This window comes from Streptomyces spiramyceticus (assembly GCF_028807635.1).
Taxonomy (GTDB): domain Bacteria; phylum Actinomycetota; class Actinomycetes; order Streptomycetales; family Streptomycetaceae; genus Streptomyces; species Streptomyces spiramyceticus.
Window position 1 is genome coordinate 53,867 of record NZ_JARBAX010000002.1, and the last position, 17,670, is coordinate 71,536.

Sequence of the window (17,670 nt, forward strand, 5' to 3'; positions counted from 1 at the left end):
GTTCCACCCCAAGGAGTCCCCGTGCAGAAGCCCGCCGCCAATGACTTCGAGGATTCGCTGCCCCTGCTCGACCCGCCCGAGCTGAACCAGGGCACCTGGGACCTGGCCGCACGCCGCCTCCTCGCCAAGATGCTCGGCGAGTTCGCGTACGAGGAGATCATCGATCCGGTCGCACAACCCGCTGAGCCGGACGCGCCCGCATCGGAAGACGCCGCTGCGGAGCACTACACCCTCCCGCTCGACGACGACAGCACCCTCTCCTTCCGCGCCAGGCGCACCGCCTACGGCAGCTGGCACGTAGCCCCCGACACGATCGAGCTCCGCGACAACTCCGCCGACGGCACCGCCCACCCCTTCGGCGACCCGCTCGGCTTCCTCGTCCGCGCCCGCCGCCTCCTCGGCCTCGACGGCGCAACCCTCGGGCACCTCATCCGCGAGCTGACCGCCACCCTGGCCGCCGACGCGCGCCTCGACCACACCGCCCTCTCGTCAGCGCGCCTCGCCGACCTGGGCTACGCGGAACTCGAAGGCCACCAGACCGGCCACCCCTGGCTCGTCCTCAGTAAGGGCCGCCAGGGCTTCTCCGCCACCGACACCGCCCGCTGGGCCCCCGAGGCCCGTACGCCCACCACGCTCCCGTGGATCGCGGTCAGCACCGACCTCGCCGCCTACCGTGGGGTTCCCTTACTTGCCAAGCCCGAGCGCCTCTACGCGCGCGAGCTCGACGCCCCTACCCGCGAGTCGTTCGCCGCCGCCCTGCGTGCCCGCGGCCTGGCCCCCGAGCAGTATCTCTACCTCCCGGTGCACCCCTGGCAGTGGGACGAGGTGATCCTGCCGCTCTTCACGCCCGCTGTCGCACAGGGCGCGATCGTCCCGCTCCCCACCGACGGCGACGTGCGGCTGCCGCAACAGTCCATCCGCACGTTCCTCAACACGAGCCGGCCCGACCGGCACACGGTCAAGCTGCCGCTCGCCATCCTCAACACGCTGGTCTGGCGCGGCCTGCCGACCGAGCGCACCCTGGCCGCGCCCGCCGTCACCGCGTGGGTGCACGCAGTGCGCGACGGTGACTCCTTCCTCCGTGACGAATGCAGAGTGATCCTCCTCGGCGAAGTCGCGTCCGTCACCGTCGAGCACCCCCTGTACGACGGCCTTCCCGAGGTTCCGTACCAGTACAAGGAACTACTGGGCGCGATCTGGCGCGAACCGCTCACGGGGCGCCTGGCCCCCGACGAGCGCGCCCGCACCCTGGCCTCCCTGCTTCACACGGACCCCGAAGGGCGTGCCTTCACCACGGAACTCGTCTCCCGCTCGGGCCTTCCGCCCGCCGTCTGGCTACGCCATCTCTTCGCCGCCCTGCTGCCCCCGCTGCTGCACTTCCTCTACCGCTACGGGACCGTCTTCTCGCCGCACGGCGAGAACGCCATCGTCGTCTTCGACGACAAAGACGTCCCCGTGCGCCTCGCCATCAAGGACTTCGTCGACGACGTCAACGTCAGCGCGCACAAGCTGCCCGAGCACGACTCCATGCCCGACGACGTAAGGGAAATCCTGCTCACCGAGCCCCCCGCCTTCCTCACACAGTTCATCCATTCCGGTCTGTTCGTCGGCGTCTTCCGCTATCTCGCGCCCCTCTGCGACGAGCAAATCGGAGTACCGGAAAGCGAATTCTGGTCCCTGGTACGGGCCGAAATCCTGCGGCACCAGGCGCGCTTCCCGGAGCTCAAGGACCGTTACGAGATCTTCGACCTGCTCACCCCGCGGATCGAGCGCCTCTGCCTCAACCGCAACCGGCTGCACCTCGACGGCTACCGTGACCGCCCCAATCGCCCGCACGCCGCGGTGCACGGCACGGTCGCCAACCCCCTCCACCTCTCCTGATGCGCTCCCCGGTTGTGATCCGCGTTGTCAGTGGGGCCCCGTAGGCTGGTCGAGCTATGACGAAGCCCTCTCTCCCCGAGCTCCTCCATGCCGCCGTCACCGCAGTCGGCGGCACGGAGCGGCCCGGCCAGGTCAGCATGACCGAGGCCGTGGCCGGAGCCATCGACGACAACGCCCACCTGCTCGTCCAGGCCGGCACGGGCACCGGAAAGTCTCTCGGCTATCTGGTGCCCGCCCTGGCGCACGGCGAGCGCGTCGTGGTGGCGACTGCGACCCTGGCCCTGCAGCGTCAGCTCGTGGAGCGTGATCTTCCGCGTACGGTCGACGCGCTGCATCCGCTGCTGCGTCGGCGCCCGCAGTTCGCCATGCTCAAGGGGCGTTCCAATTACCTCTGCCTGCACCGGCTCCACGAGGGCGTGCCGCAGGAAGAGGAGGACGGCCTGTTCGACCAGTTCGAAGCGGCGGCGCCGACGAGCAAGCTCGGCAAGGACCTGCTGCGCATGCGGGAGTGGGCGGACGAGACCGAGACGGGCGACCGCGACGACCTCACCCCCGGCGTCTCCGACCGGGCCTGGGGCCAGGTCTCCGTCTCCTCCCGCGAGTGCCTCGGCGCGACGAAATGTGCGTACGGGGCGGAGTGCTTCGCCGAGGCGGCCCGGGAGCGGGCCAAGCTCGCCGATGTCGTCGTCACCAACCACGCCCTCCTCGCGATCGACGCCATCGAGGGCGCTCCGGTGCTCCCGCAGCACGAGGTACTGATCGTCGACGAGGCGCACGAACTGGTCTCCAGGGTCACCGGCGTCGCGACCGGCGAGCTCACCCCCGGCCAGGTCAACCGTGCCGTCCGCCGGGCGGCCAAGCTCGTCAACGAAAAAGCCGCCGACGCCCTGCAGACAGCCGCGGAGTCCTTCGAGCGGCTGATGGAGCTCGCCCTCCCCGGCCGCCTCGAGGAGATCCCGGAGGACCTCGGGTACGCCCTTATGTCGCTCCGCGACGCGGCCCGCAACGTCATCTCGGCCCTCGGGTCGACCCGCGACAAGTCCGTCCAGGACGAGGACGCCGTGCGAAAGCAGGCCATCGCCGCCGTCGAGACCATTCACGGCGTCGCCGAGCGGATCTCCAACGGTTCCGAGTACGACGTCGTCTGGTACGAGCGTCACGACCGTTTCGGCGCTTCCCTGCGGGTCGCTCCGCTGTCCGTGTCGGGTCTGCTGCGCGAGAAGCTCTTCAGCGACCGTTCCGTCGTCCTCACCTCTGCGACGCTCAAGCTCGGCGGGGACTTCAACGGGGTGGGCGCCTCGCTCGGTCTCGCCCCGGAAGGCACCGAAGGGGAGGACATCCCGGTCTGGAAGGGCCTGGACGTCGGCTCCCCCTTCGACTACCCCAAGCAGGGAATCCTCTACGTCGCCCGGCAGCTGGCCACACCCGGCCGCGAGGGTTCACGAGGCGACATGATGGACGAACTCGCCGAACTCGTCGAGGCCGCCGGAGGGCGCACGCTGGGCCTGTTCTCCTCCATGCGGGCCGCCCAGGCGGCGGCCGAGGAGCTGCGTGGCAGGCTCGACATGCCGATCCTGCTCCAGGGCGAGGAGACTCTCGGCGAGCTGATCAAGTCCTTCGCCGCCGACCCGAAGACCTGCCTGTTCGGCACGCTCTCCCTCTGGCAGGGCGTCGATGTTCCGGGGCCGAGCTGCCAGCTCGTCGTCATGGACCGGATCCCGTTCCCCCGGCCCGACGACCCGCTGATGAGCGCCCGCCAGAAGGCGGTCGAGGAGGCCGGTGGCAATGGCTTCATGGCTGTCGCCGCGACGCACGCGGCGCTGCTGATGGCCCAGGGTGCGGGTCGGCTCGTACGGGCCACGGGCGACCGCGGCGTCGTCGCAGTGCTCGACCCGAGGCTGGCCAATGCCCGCTACGGCAGCTACCTGCGGGCTTCGCTGCCCGACTTCTGGTACACCACGGACCGTAACCAGGTACGCCGCTCACTGGCCTCAATCGACGCTGCGGCCGACGCCGAGGGCCGTTGAGCCCCGGCCCTCTTGAACCCGAGCCATCAATTGAGCAACCCCGACGGAGAGCGACCACCTCCGCGAGAGCGGCTGGGGGCACCTCCCAGCCCGCCAGGGGGAGGTTTAGCCGCAAAAAGCAGAGCCCCGGGACCGGCGCAGAGGTCCCGGGGCTCGGTCCTTGACCGGCGGCACGTCACACCCGCCGCAGCACCGCCACCACCTTGCCGAGGATGGTTGCCTCGTCGCCGGGGATCGGCTGGTAGGCGGCGTTGTGCGGGAGCAGCCATACATGGCCGTCCTCGCGCTTGAACCGCTTCACCGTTGCCTCGCCGTCCAGCATCGCGGCCACGATGTCGCCGTTCTCCGCGACCGGCTGACGGCGTACCGTCACCCAGTCGCCGTCGCAGATCGCCGCCTCGATCATCGAGTCACCGACGACCTTGAGGACGAACAGTTCGCCGTCGCCCACGAGCTGCCGGGGGAGCGGAAAGACGTCCTCGACCGACTCCTCGGCGAGGATCGGACCGCCGGCCGCGATCCGGCCGACCAGCGGGACGTACGACGCCGCAGGCTTGCCCGCCGTGTCGGTGGGCTGTGCGCTCGGCTGGTCCGAGCCCCGCACCTCGTACGCCCGGGGGCGGTGCGGGTCACGGCGCAGGAAACCCTTGCGTTCGAGGGCCATCAGCTGATGGGCCACGGAAGAGGTGCTGGAGAGGCCCACCGCCTGACCGATCTCGCGCATGGACGGCGGGTAACCCCGCCGTTGCACAGAGTCCCTGATGACCTCGATGACCCGGCGTTGCCGATCGGTGAGGCCGGAGCTGTCCGCCCGGATCCCTGGAGGCCGGCCGGGCAGCGAGCGTGAGGGCTTGGGGCCCTCCGGGCTTGTAGCTGCTTCATTCATTGCATGCACCGGCTCGAGTCGGCTCTGGGAGCGGTTCTGGGCAGCGATAGTTGCACTGTCAGCGGTGGTGGTCACGTCGGCCCCTCTCGAGATGTTCTCTCCCTGGTTGGACAACGGTAGTTGCTTTCGAAAGGTTGCGCCAAACACACGTTCGAGTGAAAAAGCGCAGAATGCCTTTCCGGAACGCTGGGCGAGGTGTATGAGGGGCTGTTTTGGGCCAATGGCAATTCGGGCCATTACGGTAACCTTCGCGGCCGGCCGAGGGTTGGCGGGGGTGTCGTCAGCGTGTCGCCCGCGCGGCGGGCGCCGCGACACGCGCGGAGAGTTAAAAGCACGCAAACCCAAGATCTAGTGGTCACATGGCCGCAGTCGCCTACATGTGGCCCCCAGCGGGATCGGGAGCCCCACGATCGCCTATGCTTGGGGCTGCTTCGGAGGGGCCCCTGATGGGGCTGCCGAGGCTATTCAGTCGTGCTGTGAAGGAGGGTTGGGATCCATGCACTGCCTCTTCTGCAGGCACCCCGACAGTCGCGTCGTCGACAGTCGCACCACCGACGACGGAACGTCGATCCGCAGGCGCCGTCAGTGCCCCGACTGCTCCCGCCGTTTCACCACGGTGGAAACCGCCTCACTGATGGTGATCAAGCGCAGCGGAGTCACCGAGCCCTTCAGCCGTACCAAGGTCATCTCCGGCGTGCGCAAGGCATGCCAGGGGCGGCCGGTCACCGAGGACGCCCTCGCCAAGCTCGGCCAGCGGGTCGAGGAGGCGGTGCGCGCCACCGGCAGCGCCGAGCTGACCACCCACGACGTGGGACTGGCCATACTCGGCCCGCTGCAGGAACTCGACCTTGTCGCGTACCTGCGCTTCGCATCCGTGTACCGGGCGTTCGATTCGCTCGAAGACTTTGAGGCCGCCATCGCGGAGCTCCGCGAAGAGCGGCCACCCGCAAGTGATTGTGGCTGCGGGCCCGGCGTGACCCCTGAGGTCCCCGTGCCCGCCGCTGCCGCCGACTGACCGATCGGCGGAAACCAGGCCTGTTCCGGCCGCTGTTGTTCGGGCGTCCGGAACATCAGACACACAACGTGCCCTTGGGAAGAACTGGGCACGTCAGAGCGTTTTTGTATGTATATGGGAGGCGGCATGACAGAGACGGCGAGCGGCCCGGCTCGAGGTTCCCGTACCAAGGGGACCAAGGCGAGCAAGGGTCTGCGTATCGAGCGCATCCACACCACGCCCGGCGTGCATCCGTACGACGAGGTGGTCTGGGAGCGTCGTGACGTCGTCATGACCAATTGGCGCGACGGCTCGGTCAATTTCGAGCAGCGTGGCGTCGAGTTCCCCGACTTCTGGTCGGTGAACGCGGTCAACATCGTCACCAGCAAGTATTTCCGCGGGGCCGTCGGTACTCCCCAGCGCGAGACCGGTCTGCGGCAGCTGATCGACCGGATCGTGAAGACGTACCGGAAGGCCGGTGAGGACTACAACTACTTCGCCTCTCCCGCGGACGCCGAGATCTTCGAGCACGAGCTGGCCTACGCCCTCCTGCACCAGATCTTCAGCTTCAACTCGCCGGTCTGGTTCAACGTCGGTACGCCCCAGCCGCAGCAGGTTTCGGCCTGCTTCATCCTGGCCGTCGACGACTCCATGGAGTCGATCCTCGACTGGTACAAGGAAGAGGGCATGATCTTCAAGGGCGGCTCCGGCGCCGGCCTGAACCTCTCCCGTATCCGCTCCTCCAAGGAGCTCCTCTCCTCCGGCGGCAACGCCTCGGGCCCGGTCTCCTTCATGCGCGGCGCCGACGCCTCCGCAGGAACGATCAAGTCGGGTGGCGCCACCCGCCGCGCCGCCAAGATGGTCATCCTCGACGTCGACCACCCCGACATCGAGAACTTCATCGAGACCAAGGTGAAGGAAGAGGAGAAGATCCGCGCCCTGCGCGACGCGGGCTTTGACATGGACCTGGGCGGCGACGACATCACGTCCGTCCAGTACCAGAACGCCAATAACTCGGTCCGCGTGAACGACGAGTTCATGAAGGCCGTGGAGTCCGGCGGCAAGTTCGGGCTGCGCGCCCGGATGACCGGCGAGGTCATCGAAGAGGTCGAGGCCAAGTCCCTCTTCCGCAAGATGGCCGAGGCCGCCTGGGCGTGCGCCGACCCGGGCATCCAGTACGACGACACGATCAACCACTGGCACACCTGCCCGGAGTCCGGCCGGATCAACGGCTCGAACCCGTGCAGTGAGTACATGCACCTGGACAACACCTCGTGCAACCTGGCCTCGCTGAACCTGATGAAGTTCCTCAAGGACGACGGCAAGGGCAACCAGTCCTTCGAGTCCGAGCGCTTCGCCAAGGTCGTCGAGCTGGTCATCACCGCGATGGACATCTCCATCTGCTTCGCGGACTTCCCGACCCAGAAGATCGGCGAGAACACCCGCGCCTACCGTCAGCTGGGCATCGGTTACGCCAACCTGGGCGCCCTGCTGATGGCGACCGGCCACGCGTACGACAGCGACGGGGGCCGCGCACTCGCCGGCGCCATCACCTCGCTGATGACGGCCACGTCGTACAAGCGCTCCGCCGAACTGGCCGCGGTCGTCGGCCCGTACGACGGCTACGCCCGCAATGCCGAGCCGCACCAGCGCGTCATGAAGCAGCACGCCGACGCCAACGCCGTGGCCGTCCACATGGACGACCTGGACAACCCGGTCTGGGCGGCGGCCACGGAAGCCTGGCAGGACGTCATCCGCCTCGGTGCGAAGAACGGCTTCCGCAACTCGCAGGCGTCGGTCATCGCGCCCACCGGCACCATCGGTCTCGCGATGTCCTGCGACACCACCGGTCTTGAGCCCGACCTCGCGCTGGTCAAGTTCAAGAAGCTCGTCGGCGGCGGCTCGATGCAGATCGTCAACGGCACCGTCCCGCAGGCCCTGCGCCGCCTGGGCTACCAGGAGGAGCAGATCGAGGCGATCGTCGCCCACATCGCCGATCACGGCAATGTGATTGACGCTCCCGGCCTGAAGACCGAGCACTACGAGGTCTTCGACTGCGCGATGGGAGAGCGTTCCATCTCCGCGATGGGTCACGTCCGCATGATGGCGGCCATCCAGCCGTGGATCTCCGGCGCGCTCTCCAAGACGGTGAACCTGCCGGAGACGGCCACCGTCGAGGACGTCGAAGAGGTCTACTTCGAGGCGTGGAAGATGGGCGTCAAGGCGCTCGCGATCTACCGCGACAACTGCAAGGTCGGCCAGCCCCTCTCCGCCAAGAAGAAGGACGTCAAGGCGGAGGTCACGGAGAAGGCCGAGGAGACGATCCGGGCCGCGGTCGAGAAGGTCGTCGAGTACCGCCCGGTCCGCAAGCGCCTTCCGAAGGGCCGTCCGGGGATCACCACCTCGTTCACGGTGGGTGGCGCCGAGGGCTACATGACCGCCAACTCCTACCCGGACGACGGTCTCGGCGAGGTCTTCCTGAAGATGTCCAAGCAGGGCTCGACCCTCGCGGGCATGATGGACGCCTTCTCGATCGCCGTCTCGGTCGGTCTGCAGTACGGCGTTCCGCTGGAGACGTACGTCTCGAAGTTCACCAACATGCGCTTCGAGCCGGCCGGCATGACGGACGACCCGGACGTGCGGATGGCGCAGTCGATCGTCGACTACATCTTCCGTCGCCTGGCGCTCGACTTCCTGCCGTTCGAGACGCGTTCGGCGCTCGGCATCCACTCGGCCGAGGAGCGTCAGCGTCACCTGGACACCGGCTCGTACGAGCCGTCCATGGATGACGACGACATGGACGTCGAGGGCCTGGCCCAGTCCGCCCCGCGCCAGACCGAGACGCCGAAGGCGGTCCCCGCTCCCAAGGTGGAGGCCGTCCCGGAGCTGAAGCAGGCGCACACCTCGGCGGAGCTCGTCGAGATGCAGCTCGGCATCAGCGCGGACGCGCCGCTGTGCTTCTCGTGCGGCACGAAGATGCAGCGGGCCGGTAGCTGCTACATCTGTGAGGGCTGCGGCTCGACCAGCGGCTGCAGCTGATACCGGGCGGAATTGCGTCGGATGCAACATCCGACGTAGCTGAACCCGAAGCGGGATCTCTGTGAGGGAGGGGCGTCAGCCCTGGGCTGATGCCCCCTCCCTTTCTGCGGTTGGTACACCACGACTGCGTTCGGGGAGTGGGTGTCGCGCCCAAGGCGCGAGAAGAGATCGTTCCGGGGGCGCGAGCCCCTGGAATGACGAACGCCCAGCCTTGTAGGAGGCCGGGCGGTCGTTGCAGTCAGGAACGTAATGTCCTGCGCGTGTAGGAACCTGCATGACATCACGTTCCTGGGCTGCGATGCAAAAGCAACCAGGAAGGGAGTGATGAATATGACTAACAAGCGTCAGACCAGCAAGAAGGTCGCCTCGAAGGCCAGCAAGCAGCTGAACAGCCCGAAGGCGACCCCGGCGCAGAAGTCTGTGGCGGCCAGCGCGTTGTCGCAGACGAAGTCCGGCAAGACCAAGAAGAAGTGATACCTGGCCGCCCCGGGCCTACACCCGGGGCGGCCAGCCCCGTTTCTGCTGGCCAGGCGCGCGACCGTAACCGATTCAACGATGTTGCGTTGAATGCATCGTGAGTCGAGGGGTGGATCTGCCGGGTGCCGCGCACCTGGTGCTGGCCGACGGCGTCGTGCATCTGGAACCGGAGCCGGCGGTCTTCGGCGCGATGCTGGACGGCTGGGCCCGGCAACAGAGGACCCGTTTCCTGGACGAGGACGGGACGATCAAGCCGCGCTTGTCGGTGGTACGGCGGTTCGCGGAGTTCACCAACCAGTACCCGTGGCAGTGGGAGCCCGCCGAGGTCGAGGCGTTCATCAACCACCTGCGGTCGCGGCGGAAGAAGTTCGCCGTGTCCACCGGGCGGAACTACCAGAACGCACTCCGGATGTTCTGTGAGTACATCACCGACGCTCGCTACGGCTGGCCCGTGCGCTGCCTGGAACGCTTCGGCCAGGCGCCTGTGCAGATCCTGCACGAGTGGAACACGGTTACCCACAGCAGCGAATACGAGGGCGACCCCGGCCGGCGCCCTCTGACCTACGACGAGGTCCAAGCCCTCTTCGACGCGGCGGACGCACGAGTCGACGAAATCCGGGCCCGGCGCCGCAAGGGCTCGCTTGCCGCCCTTCGGGACGCGATCCTCCTCAAGACCGTCTACGCCTACGGGCTCCGCCGCCAGGAAGCCTGCGGACTGGACCTGGCGGACCTGCGGCGGAACCCGAAGATGCCGCAGTACGGCCAGTTCGGCGGCTTGTTCGTACGCTATGGAAAATCCTCCAAGGGCGGCCCACCCAAGCGCCGTACCGTCTTGACCGTCCCCGAACTGGACTGGAGCGTCGACCTCCTCGACCAGTACCTGGAGGAGGTCCGCCCGGCCTTCTCCCCGGGAAAGCACCCCGCCCTCTGGATCACTGAACGCCGTGGTCGGATGTCCACCCGACGCTTGGACGAAGCCTTCGAGGCCGCCCGCAAAGCCGCGGACCTGCCCGACGAAATCGACTTGCACGGGCTCCGCCACAGCTACGTCACGCATCTCGTCGAGTTCGGCTACCCCGAGCGGTTCGTCCAGGATCAGGTCGGCCACGCCTACGCCAGCACCACCGCGATCTACACCGGAGTCTCGGACGAGTACCGCAACCGACTGATGCAGCGGGTGTTGAAGGAACGCCACGGTGATCTCTGGGAGGACAACGAGACGTGATCAAGAAGATGGGCTACCGCTGGCACTTGCGGCAGATCATGGCCACACGGCAGATGTTCCAGACCACCGACTTGGTCGGGCCGCTCGCCGAACGAGGCATCACCCTCTCCCGCGAACAGGTCTTCCGCCTGGTCACCCAGCCTCCGCAGAGGCTGTCGATGGACACCCTCGCAGCGCTCTGCGACATCCTCGACTGCCAGCCCGGCGACCTCATCGAGGTCCAGGTCGTGAACGAGGAGATCCGCAAAACTGCGGATGACGCACCGGTCCGACCGCTGCCGGCTGCCCGTCGGACCACTATCCGCCGCCCCGAGGGACTATGACTGGCACCCGAGACCGTGAGCGAGCTGAATTGCGGCAGGCCGCCTTGGATCGCGTGATCACTGCCCTGACCGCTTCGCTGGCCGAACTCCACCAGGCGGAAGCCCTCCAGGCTGTCACCGAAGCAGGGGCCGCCCGGGGCATCTCGCTCCGTGACCTCGACCAGCACCTAGCCAACCACCCAGATGCCTTGATCTCCGGGGAAGCCCATTGCCCGCCCGTGATCGTGCGCCTCGCCAAAATCCTCCACGCGGCCGGACATACCGCCGTGATCCGCCCGTCCTGCACCGACTGCGGCCGATCCGACGTGGACCTCCCACGACGCGGCCCACGGGGACGCCTCTGCGTCAACTGCGCTACCCGCAGTAGCAAGGGCACCTGCGACAGATGCGGCCGCATCGGCACTCGGCTCGCCGCCCGGAGAGCCGAGGGGGTCATCTGCTACTCCTGCTACCGCGTCGACCCGAATGTCGTCGAGGAATGTGCTGCCTGCGGGCAGTTCCGCATGCCCGTCACCCGGCTTCCGGACAACTCGCCGCTCTGCACGAGCTGTTGGATTGCCCCTCAGCGCACCTGCACGAGGTGCGGATACGTTGGCCCGGCCGGGTCGAACGGCCCCAACGGGCCGCTCTGCGTTCCCTGTCACCACCGACAGCAGAGGCCCGTCCGAGAGTGCGGCCGCTGCGGTCAAGTGCAACGCATCGCCCGCCGGGCCAGCGGATCACGGCCGGATATCTGCGAGGACTGCTACAACGGGCCTACCAAGACCTGCTCTGTCTGCGGAAACGTCCGTCCCTGCCAGCGTGGGACTGGCGGCTCATGGGCCTGCCGAAGCTGCCGCCCGGGGCTAACTCAGGAGTGCTGCCGCTGCGGACAGTCCTGCCCCGTTCACACCTACTGGCCGATCGGACCGGTCTGCTTGACCTGTTACACGGCCGTACTGGACGCGGCCGCGACCTGCTCGGGTTGCAGCCGCCACCAGCCGCTGATCGGCATCACCGAGGACGGCACCGGGATCTGCGGCGCTTGCTCGGGCACTGCCTTTGACTACACCTGCCGCACCTGCGGCCTTGGCGGCCGCGCCTACGCCGACTCCCAGTGCGCCCGTTGCGTGCTTGTTGAACGCGTCCAGCAAGTGTTGTCCGGCCCCGACGGGTACGTCCCGGCACAGCTACAGCCGCTGCGGGATGCGCTGGCCCATGTGGACCGTCCCCGCAGCATCCTGGGCTGGCTCAAGCACAGCCCCAACGCCGCCTTGTTCGCCAGCCTGGCTGCCACCGGTGAACCAATCACCCACCAGCAGCTCGACCAGCTCCTGCCCAGCCGCCACCTTCACTACGTCCGGCACACTCTCGTCCACCTCGGTGTTCTCTCCGAGCGCGATGAGGAACTCGACCGCATCCCTGCCTGGCTGGACACGATCCTCGCCGACCGCTCCGCGAGACACGTCCAGCTGATCTGTCCCTACGTGCACTGGTACTTGCTGCGAAGGGCCCGGCGTCGTGCCGCCCAGAGACGCCGCCCGGCCGAGCCGGGCTCGTTCCTCCGCACCCGTGTCCTGGTGGCCCTGGAGTTCCTCACCTGGCTGGACGAACACGGCATCGCGCTGGGCGAGCTCACGCAAGGTGACCTCGACCGCTGGCTGGACACGGGCAACACCCGTATCTACACGATCCGCTACTTCCTGTCCTGGACCACCGACCGCGGCCTCACCGACAAGCTCAAGGTGCCCTCCATGCCACGGCAGCAGCCCAGCCAACTGATGGACGAAGACGAACGTTGGCAACTGTTGAAACGGTGCCTGACAGACTCGGCCATGGCCCTAGACACCCGGGTCGCCGGCGCTCTGATCCTGCTCTTTGGCCTGCACGCCTCCCACGTCCGGCACCTGACCGCGACCCAACTCACCGGCCGCGCCGACAACAGCTACCTCACTCTCGACCGGCACCCGATCCTGCTGCCGCCCTGCCTCGCTAAGCTCCTGCACCAACTGGCCGAGGCACCGCACACCCGTGCCGCCCTTACTCGCGTCGACCGCGGTGAGCCCTGGCTCTTCCCTGGACTGGTCCCCGGCCGCCCCACATCGCAGACGGGACTCAGCACGAAGCTCCTGGCTTATGGCATCAACACCCGGCCCGCCCGCAATGCCGCCCTGGTTGCACTCGCCGGAGATCTGCCTGCACCGGTCCTCGCGAGCATCCTCGGTCTCCATCTTGAAACCGCTGTCCGCTGGGCCGCGTTCGCCAAGGCCTCCTGGGCCGACTACCTTGCCGCTCGTGCCGCGGACCTCCGCCAGCAGACGAATACGACGCCTCAGGAATAAGTGGTCTCCGCCAGTACACCGAGGGCCTTGAGGGCGTGAAGTAGCTGGTCAGGGCGGTGGAGCCGATCTCGCGGCTTCACTGCCCTGACACGCGTGACGCTTGGCTGTTGCGTTTGATGCAACCCGCCGCCGAGTCGAGGGCTTGTCCCGGCGATTGCTGTCGTGGCATGCTCCGAGCCATGATCAAGAGAATCGAGTCCTCCGTCCGCCGATGAGCGAGACGACCGGGACAGGACTGCCCGGGTCACCGACATCGCTGTTCGATCACGCACTCCAGCTACATCAGTTGGCTCCAGGGGAGCCGCTTCCGCGCGACGGGGAACCATATCCCGACGACGAGTTGCACCGTCGTCGGCGAGGCCCGAAGGCACCTGAGGACCGGCACTCGGCCGGCAAGGACGTTGCCCTCGTCCTGGACACGCATTTTGCCAGGGCTTCTGCCCTGCCCAGCGAATTGGCCGATGCCTTCCACGACGTCTACGTCCCGATTCACCAGAACGGGCACATCGCCGCCGCGGCTGAGCGGGCGGGCAGAGAACGCGTTCGCCAAACGGGCCGCTGGTTGGTCCGATACGGGACCGATCGATGCGCGGTCACCGTTGGACTTGCCCTGCTGGCTGCCGTGGGCACAGCCGACGACATCCCGCTGATTCAAACGATCGGGCTGCTTTCCAACCGCTTCGGGCCACTCGCGGCGCACGCATTCGAGCGGCAGACAGGGGGAGTCGAGGCCCTGCTTTGGCTGGCCGAGCGCGTCACCGGCTGGGGACGCGTCTATGTCGTTGAAGCGCTCTGCAGACTCGACGACCCGACTGCCCGACCTTGGCTGCTTCGCAGAGCCTGTGACGGCGATTTCCTTAATGGATACTTCGCCGGCAACGTCGCCACAGTTACCAAACTCCATGAGGCACTGGCAGACCTCGACACTGACAGCGAGATGGTCGACCACGTCGGTCGCCTACTCCATCAGATGAGTGACTGCGGGGGGATGGGACTCACCCTCGCTCACTACCCCCATTCGGGAGCGGTCCTGGAAGCTCATGCTCGCCATGTGGGTCTGCTCAGCCCGACGATCGAGCGCTATTTCACGCTCGCGGTGCTCGCCCAGCACCTGACTACAGAGCCTCCCGAGGCTGAGGGATGCACTGCGGCGCAGCAGGAAGCGCTCCGGGCGACCTACCTTGAGGTGCTCGACCGAGAAGAGTGGACCCAGGCCGCACGCGCCGGGCTCGCGACGGATGACAACCGGATGCGATGGCTCGCCGATCACCGGGCGCCCCAGTTGAGGCTGCGTGTGTTTCCCGATCGTGGATCAGATGCCGAGGAATAGCGCACGCCAGGAATAAGTGGTCTCCGCCAGTACCCCAGCCGCACGGAGTAATCCGGCAAACGAAGAGATCGCTCCTTGCGGGGCGGTCTCTTCGTGCATTTCGTACTCGTGTCAGGAGAGGCTGTTTCCCATGAAACCGGCGAAAGAGTTCGGGTCGGCGTCGAACCCCCTTACGGCGGCACGGAATTCCCATCCGCCGGCGGTGTCCCGGGTGAATTCGGCGACGGTCGCCGCGGTGGAATCGGAGATGGCGGCGAAGTCGTCCTCCGCCAGCACCGTGTAGCCCTCGCAGATCCGGATCGCTGTGTTGGCGATCTCGCCAAAAGTCTTCCTGCCCTCTCCCTGCTGAATGACTATGCCCACCACCACACGGGCGTAGGCGGGCGCCAGCCGGTCCAGCTCCAGGGTCATTGCCTCGTCGAAGCCGAAGCCCTGGCCGGTGCGGCTCTCCCGCTTGAGCGTGATGGTGCCGTCCGGCGACCGGCTGTCGAAGTGCACGAGGTACGCCGGGGCGCCGTGCGGGTCGTCCGCTGTGTACGTCGCGGCGATTATGTCGAGATCGTGGGGCGGCGCGCCCATGGGACTCGGGTCCCACTTGAGCGTCACGTCGACCTTGCTGACCCCTTTGTTGAGACTGCCCACCGGTCTTCCCTTCCTCGGAACCCGGTACCCGGCTGCCACCGGCCCGAGTTCTGCGAATGTGCCCCGCAGCCAGGCTAGCCCCGGACACGGACAACTCGATGCGAGATCATGCCTGTCTGGGTGATCATTGTGCCGGGCAGGGACTCGAGGCATGGGCCGAATGGTGAACGGGGTGGGAGATCATGACCTGGAGCGGTGAAGAGATAGACCTCGACGCGTACTTGGCGCGTATCGGCTACCAGGGGGACAAGGGCGACCTGTCGCCGACCATCGGGACACTGCGGGCGCTGCAGAGGGCCCATGTGGCGTCGATTCCGTTCGAGAATCTTGAAGTGGCGCTCAGCAGGCCGGTGTTGCTGGACCCCAAGAGTGTCCAGGCGAAACTGGTGGGTCTGCCGCGCGGCGGCTACTGCTACGAGCAGAACTCGCTGTTCGCCGCCGTCCTGGAGCGGCTGGGATTCCAGGTCGCCGGGCGCGGAGCCAGGAACCGTACGAGGGGGAGCGATCTCACTCCGGTGACGCACGGGATGCTCGTGGTGAGCGTCGACGGCGAACGGTGGCTGGTGGACACCGGGTTCGGGTACCTGGGGCCGCTGGAGCCGGTGCCGCTCCTCGACGGTGCGACGGTCGAACAGGGCGGCTGGACCTTCGGCATCCGCGTCGAGGCGGAGGGCATTCACGTACTGCGGTCGTTGCGGGCCGAGGGGTGGATCGACCTGTACGCCTTCGCGCCGCAGGCGCTCTATCCGGCCGACTTCGAGGTCATGAACCACTACAGCTCGTCCCATCCGCAGTCGAAGTTCGTCGGACAGGTCGTCGCGCAGCTGCCTGGACCGGGGGAGCGGCATGCGCTCGTACGCGACCAGCTGACGACCCTGCGCACAGACGGTTCGAGCAGCCGGCGGCAGGTGCCCGCCGGGGAGCTCGGGCGTGTGCTGGCGGACGTCTTCGGCATCGCAATGGGCACGGCGGACCTGGAGCAACTGGCCGCCCTTACAGACGGATCGCAGTGAGCTTGTCGTTTCGGTGATGTGCGGCGGAGAGTGACCGGCGCCGCGTTGATGGCCGTACGATGGCGCGGTGCTGGTCAAGTGGATTCGCTGCACAGTGATCGACCGTCGAGGTTTTGAGCGGGGGCAGCGAAAGTGGGCGGGGCTGTTGGGGGAACCGGGTTTCCGGGGACAGGGCGGCGGCTGGAGCCGGGAGCGGCCAGGTGTGGCGCACGTCTTCGCCTTCTGGGAGAGCCGCGCGTTCTACGACTCGTTCATGGCCCGCTCGCACGACCGGCTCGCTGCGGCGCAGTCCGGCACGTACAAGAACATCAAGGTCGGTCTCTTCGACTACCGGTTCGACATCAAGACGGGCTTCGAACCGCGGTTCACGGACGCAGATGTGGTGCGGGTCGCGCACTGCAAGGTGAATGAGGGCCGGGTCGAGCACTTCTCGCTGATGCAGGAGAAGGTGTGGAATCCGGCGATGGCAGGGTCGCCTGGGATGCTGCGCGGGTTGTTCGGTGAGGCGCCGGGCAATGAGTTCCTGGTGCTGTCGATGTGGCAGTCCGCCGCCGAGCACGGCAAGTACCGTGCCGAGCGGGTGGAGCGCCTCTCGCTTCGCGCGCAGACAGCGGTCGATGTCGCGGAACTCGGGGGCGCGGTCGTTGAGCTGGATCCGTCCTGGACGGTGTGATCACCCGCTTCCGTACAGGACGGTGTGATGGCACTGTGCCGCTGTCGGCACAGCTGTCCCGCACGACCCGCTGCTGCGCCGTCCTTTCCCGGCCGCATACGCTGGACAGAGAGTCGGGACAGCCGCCCGGCTGAGCCGCATCCGATCTCACGTTCTAGGGTTTCGGCATGGCACGACCGCGGCGCATCGTCCTTCTCCGGCACGGGGAGTCGGAGGGGAATGCCGATGACACGGTGTACGAACGGGAGCCCGACCATGCGCTGAGGCTCACCGAGACCGGGCTGCGCCAGGCCCGGGAAGCCGGGGTGCGGCTCCGTGCCCTCTTCGGCGAGGAACGGGTCAGCGCCTACGTATCGCCGTACCGCCGTACGCACCAGACCTTCGCGGCACTGGGGCTCGCCCAGGACCGGGTACGGGTCAGGGAAGAGCCGCGGCTGCGGGAGCAGGACTGGGGGAACTGGCAGGACAGGGAAGACGTACGGCTGCAGAGGGCGTACCGGGACGCGTACGGGCACTTCTTCTACCGCTTCGCGCAGGGCGAGTCCGGGGCCGATGTGTACGACCGGGTCGGGGCGTTCCTGGAGAGCCTCTACCGGAGCTTCGAGGCGCCCGACCACCCGCCGAATGTACTGCTGGTCACTCACGGGCTGACCATGCGCCTGTTCTGTATGCGCTGGTTTCACTGGTCGGTGGCCGAATTCGAGTCACTGTCCAACCCGGGAAACGCCGAGATGCGGATGCTGCTGCTCGGCGAGAACGGGCGCTACAGCCTGGACCGGCCGTTCGAACGCTGGCGGACCCCCGAACCGTACGGCCGCACCGGATAGAGTGGCAGAGCG

General features: G+C 67.4%; 14 protein-coding genes. 12 read left to right on the top strand and 2 right to left on the bottom strand.

Annotated features, from left to right (window positions below; genetic code table 11):
- Positions 1-21: 21 nt before the first annotated feature.
- Together PXH83_RS23990 and PXH83_RS23995 are read left to right on the top strand one after the other, a co-directional pair.
- Entirely contained in the window at positions 22-1,881 is a 1,860-nt protein-coding gene (locus tag PXH83_RS23990; RefSeq protein WP_274563077.1) for an IucA/IucC family protein, read from the top strand.
- 56 nt (positions 1,882-1,937) lie between these two features.
- The gene (locus PXH83_RS23995) at positions 1,938-3,908 is read left to right on the top strand and encodes an ATP-dependent DNA helicase (RefSeq protein ID WP_274563079.1); all 1,971 of its coding nucleotides are present in this window, start codon (positions 1,938-1,940) and stop codon (positions 3,906-3,908) included.
- Positions 3,909-4,083: 175 nt separating this feature from the next.
- On the opposite strand, the gene lexA is transcribed toward PXH83_RS23995, so the two are convergent.
- Positions 4,084-4,869 carry a transcriptional repressor LexA gene (gene lexA, locus PXH83_RS24000; protein ID WP_274563081.1) on the bottom strand — a complete coding sequence of 262 codons (786 nt, stop codon included), beginning with the start codon at positions 4,867-4,869 and terminating at the stop codon, positions 4,084-4,086.
- 421 nt (positions 4,870-5,290) lie between these two features.
- Between lexA and nrdR the strand changes: the two genes are divergently transcribed.
- The 7 genes from nrdR (at position 5,291) to PXH83_RS24035 (ending at position 14,503) form a co-directional block, all read left to right on the top strand.
- A complete protein-coding gene (gene nrdR / locus PXH83_RS24005) occupies positions 5,291-5,809 on the top strand; it encodes a transcriptional regulator NrdR (RefSeq protein WP_274563083.1) in 519 nt (172 codons plus the stop codon).
- A gap of 126 nt (positions 5,810-5,935) precedes the next feature.
- Entirely contained in the window at positions 5,936-8,827 is a 2,892-nt protein-coding gene (locus PXH83_RS24010) for a vitamin B12-dependent ribonucleotide reductase (RefSeq protein WP_274563084.1), read from the top strand.
- 330 nt (positions 8,828-9,157) lie between these two features.
- Positions 9,158-9,301 (top strand): hypothetical protein, encoded by a 144-nt coding sequence (locus tag PXH83_RS24015; RefSeq protein WP_274563086.1) that lies wholly within the window; start codon positions 9,158-9,160, stop codon positions 9,299-9,301.
- Positions 9,302-9,401: 100 nt separating this feature from the next.
- Positions 9,402-10,529, top strand: coding sequence for a tyrosine-type recombinase/integrase (locus PXH83_RS24020; RefSeq protein ID WP_274563087.1), 1,128 nt, complete (start codon positions 9,402-9,404; stop codon positions 10,527-10,529).
- Positions 10,526-10,852, top strand: a complete 327-nt coding sequence (locus PXH83_RS24025) for a helix-turn-helix domain-containing protein (RefSeq protein ID WP_274563088.1) — start codon at positions 10,526-10,528, stop codon at positions 10,850-10,852. The genes PXH83_RS24020 and PXH83_RS24025 overlap by 4 nt, the downstream gene beginning before the upstream one ends.
- Before the next feature lie 917 nt (positions 10,853-11,769).
- Entirely contained in the window at positions 11,770-13,173 is a 1,404-nt protein-coding gene (locus PXH83_RS24030) for a hypothetical protein (protein ID WP_274563089.1), read from the top strand.
- A gap of 211 nt (positions 13,174-13,384) precedes the next feature.
- Positions 13,385-14,503, top strand: coding sequence for a hypothetical protein (locus PXH83_RS24035; protein WP_274563090.1), 1,119 nt, complete (start codon positions 13,385-13,387; stop codon positions 14,501-14,503).
- A 111-nt stretch (positions 14,504-14,614) separates the two neighbouring features.
- Here PXH83_RS24035 and PXH83_RS24040 read toward each other — a convergent pair whose 3' ends face one another.
- A complete protein-coding gene (locus tag PXH83_RS24040) occupies positions 14,615-15,145 on the bottom strand; it encodes a TerD family protein (RefSeq protein ID WP_274563091.1) in 531 nt (176 codons plus the stop codon).
- 182 nt (positions 15,146-15,327) lie between these two features.
- Here PXH83_RS24040 and PXH83_RS24045 point away from each other — a divergent pair, with 182 nt between their 5' ends.
- From PXH83_RS24045 to PXH83_RS24055, 3 genes are all read left to right on the top strand, one after another.
- A complete protein-coding gene (locus tag PXH83_RS24045) occupies positions 15,328-16,158 on the top strand; it encodes an arylamine N-acetyltransferase family protein (protein WP_274563093.1) in 831 nt (276 codons plus the stop codon).
- Between the two features lie 67 nt (positions 16,159-16,225).
- Positions 16,226-16,831 carry a YdbC family protein gene (locus PXH83_RS24050; RefSeq protein ID WP_274563094.1) on the top strand — a complete coding sequence of 202 codons (606 nt, stop codon included), beginning with the start codon at positions 16,226-16,228 and terminating at the stop codon, positions 16,829-16,831.
- 167 nt (positions 16,832-16,998) lie between these two features.
- Entirely contained in the window at positions 16,999-17,658 is a 660-nt protein-coding gene (locus tag PXH83_RS24055; protein ID WP_274563095.1) for a histidine phosphatase family protein, read from the top strand.
- Positions 17,659-17,670 lie beyond the last annotated feature (12 nt).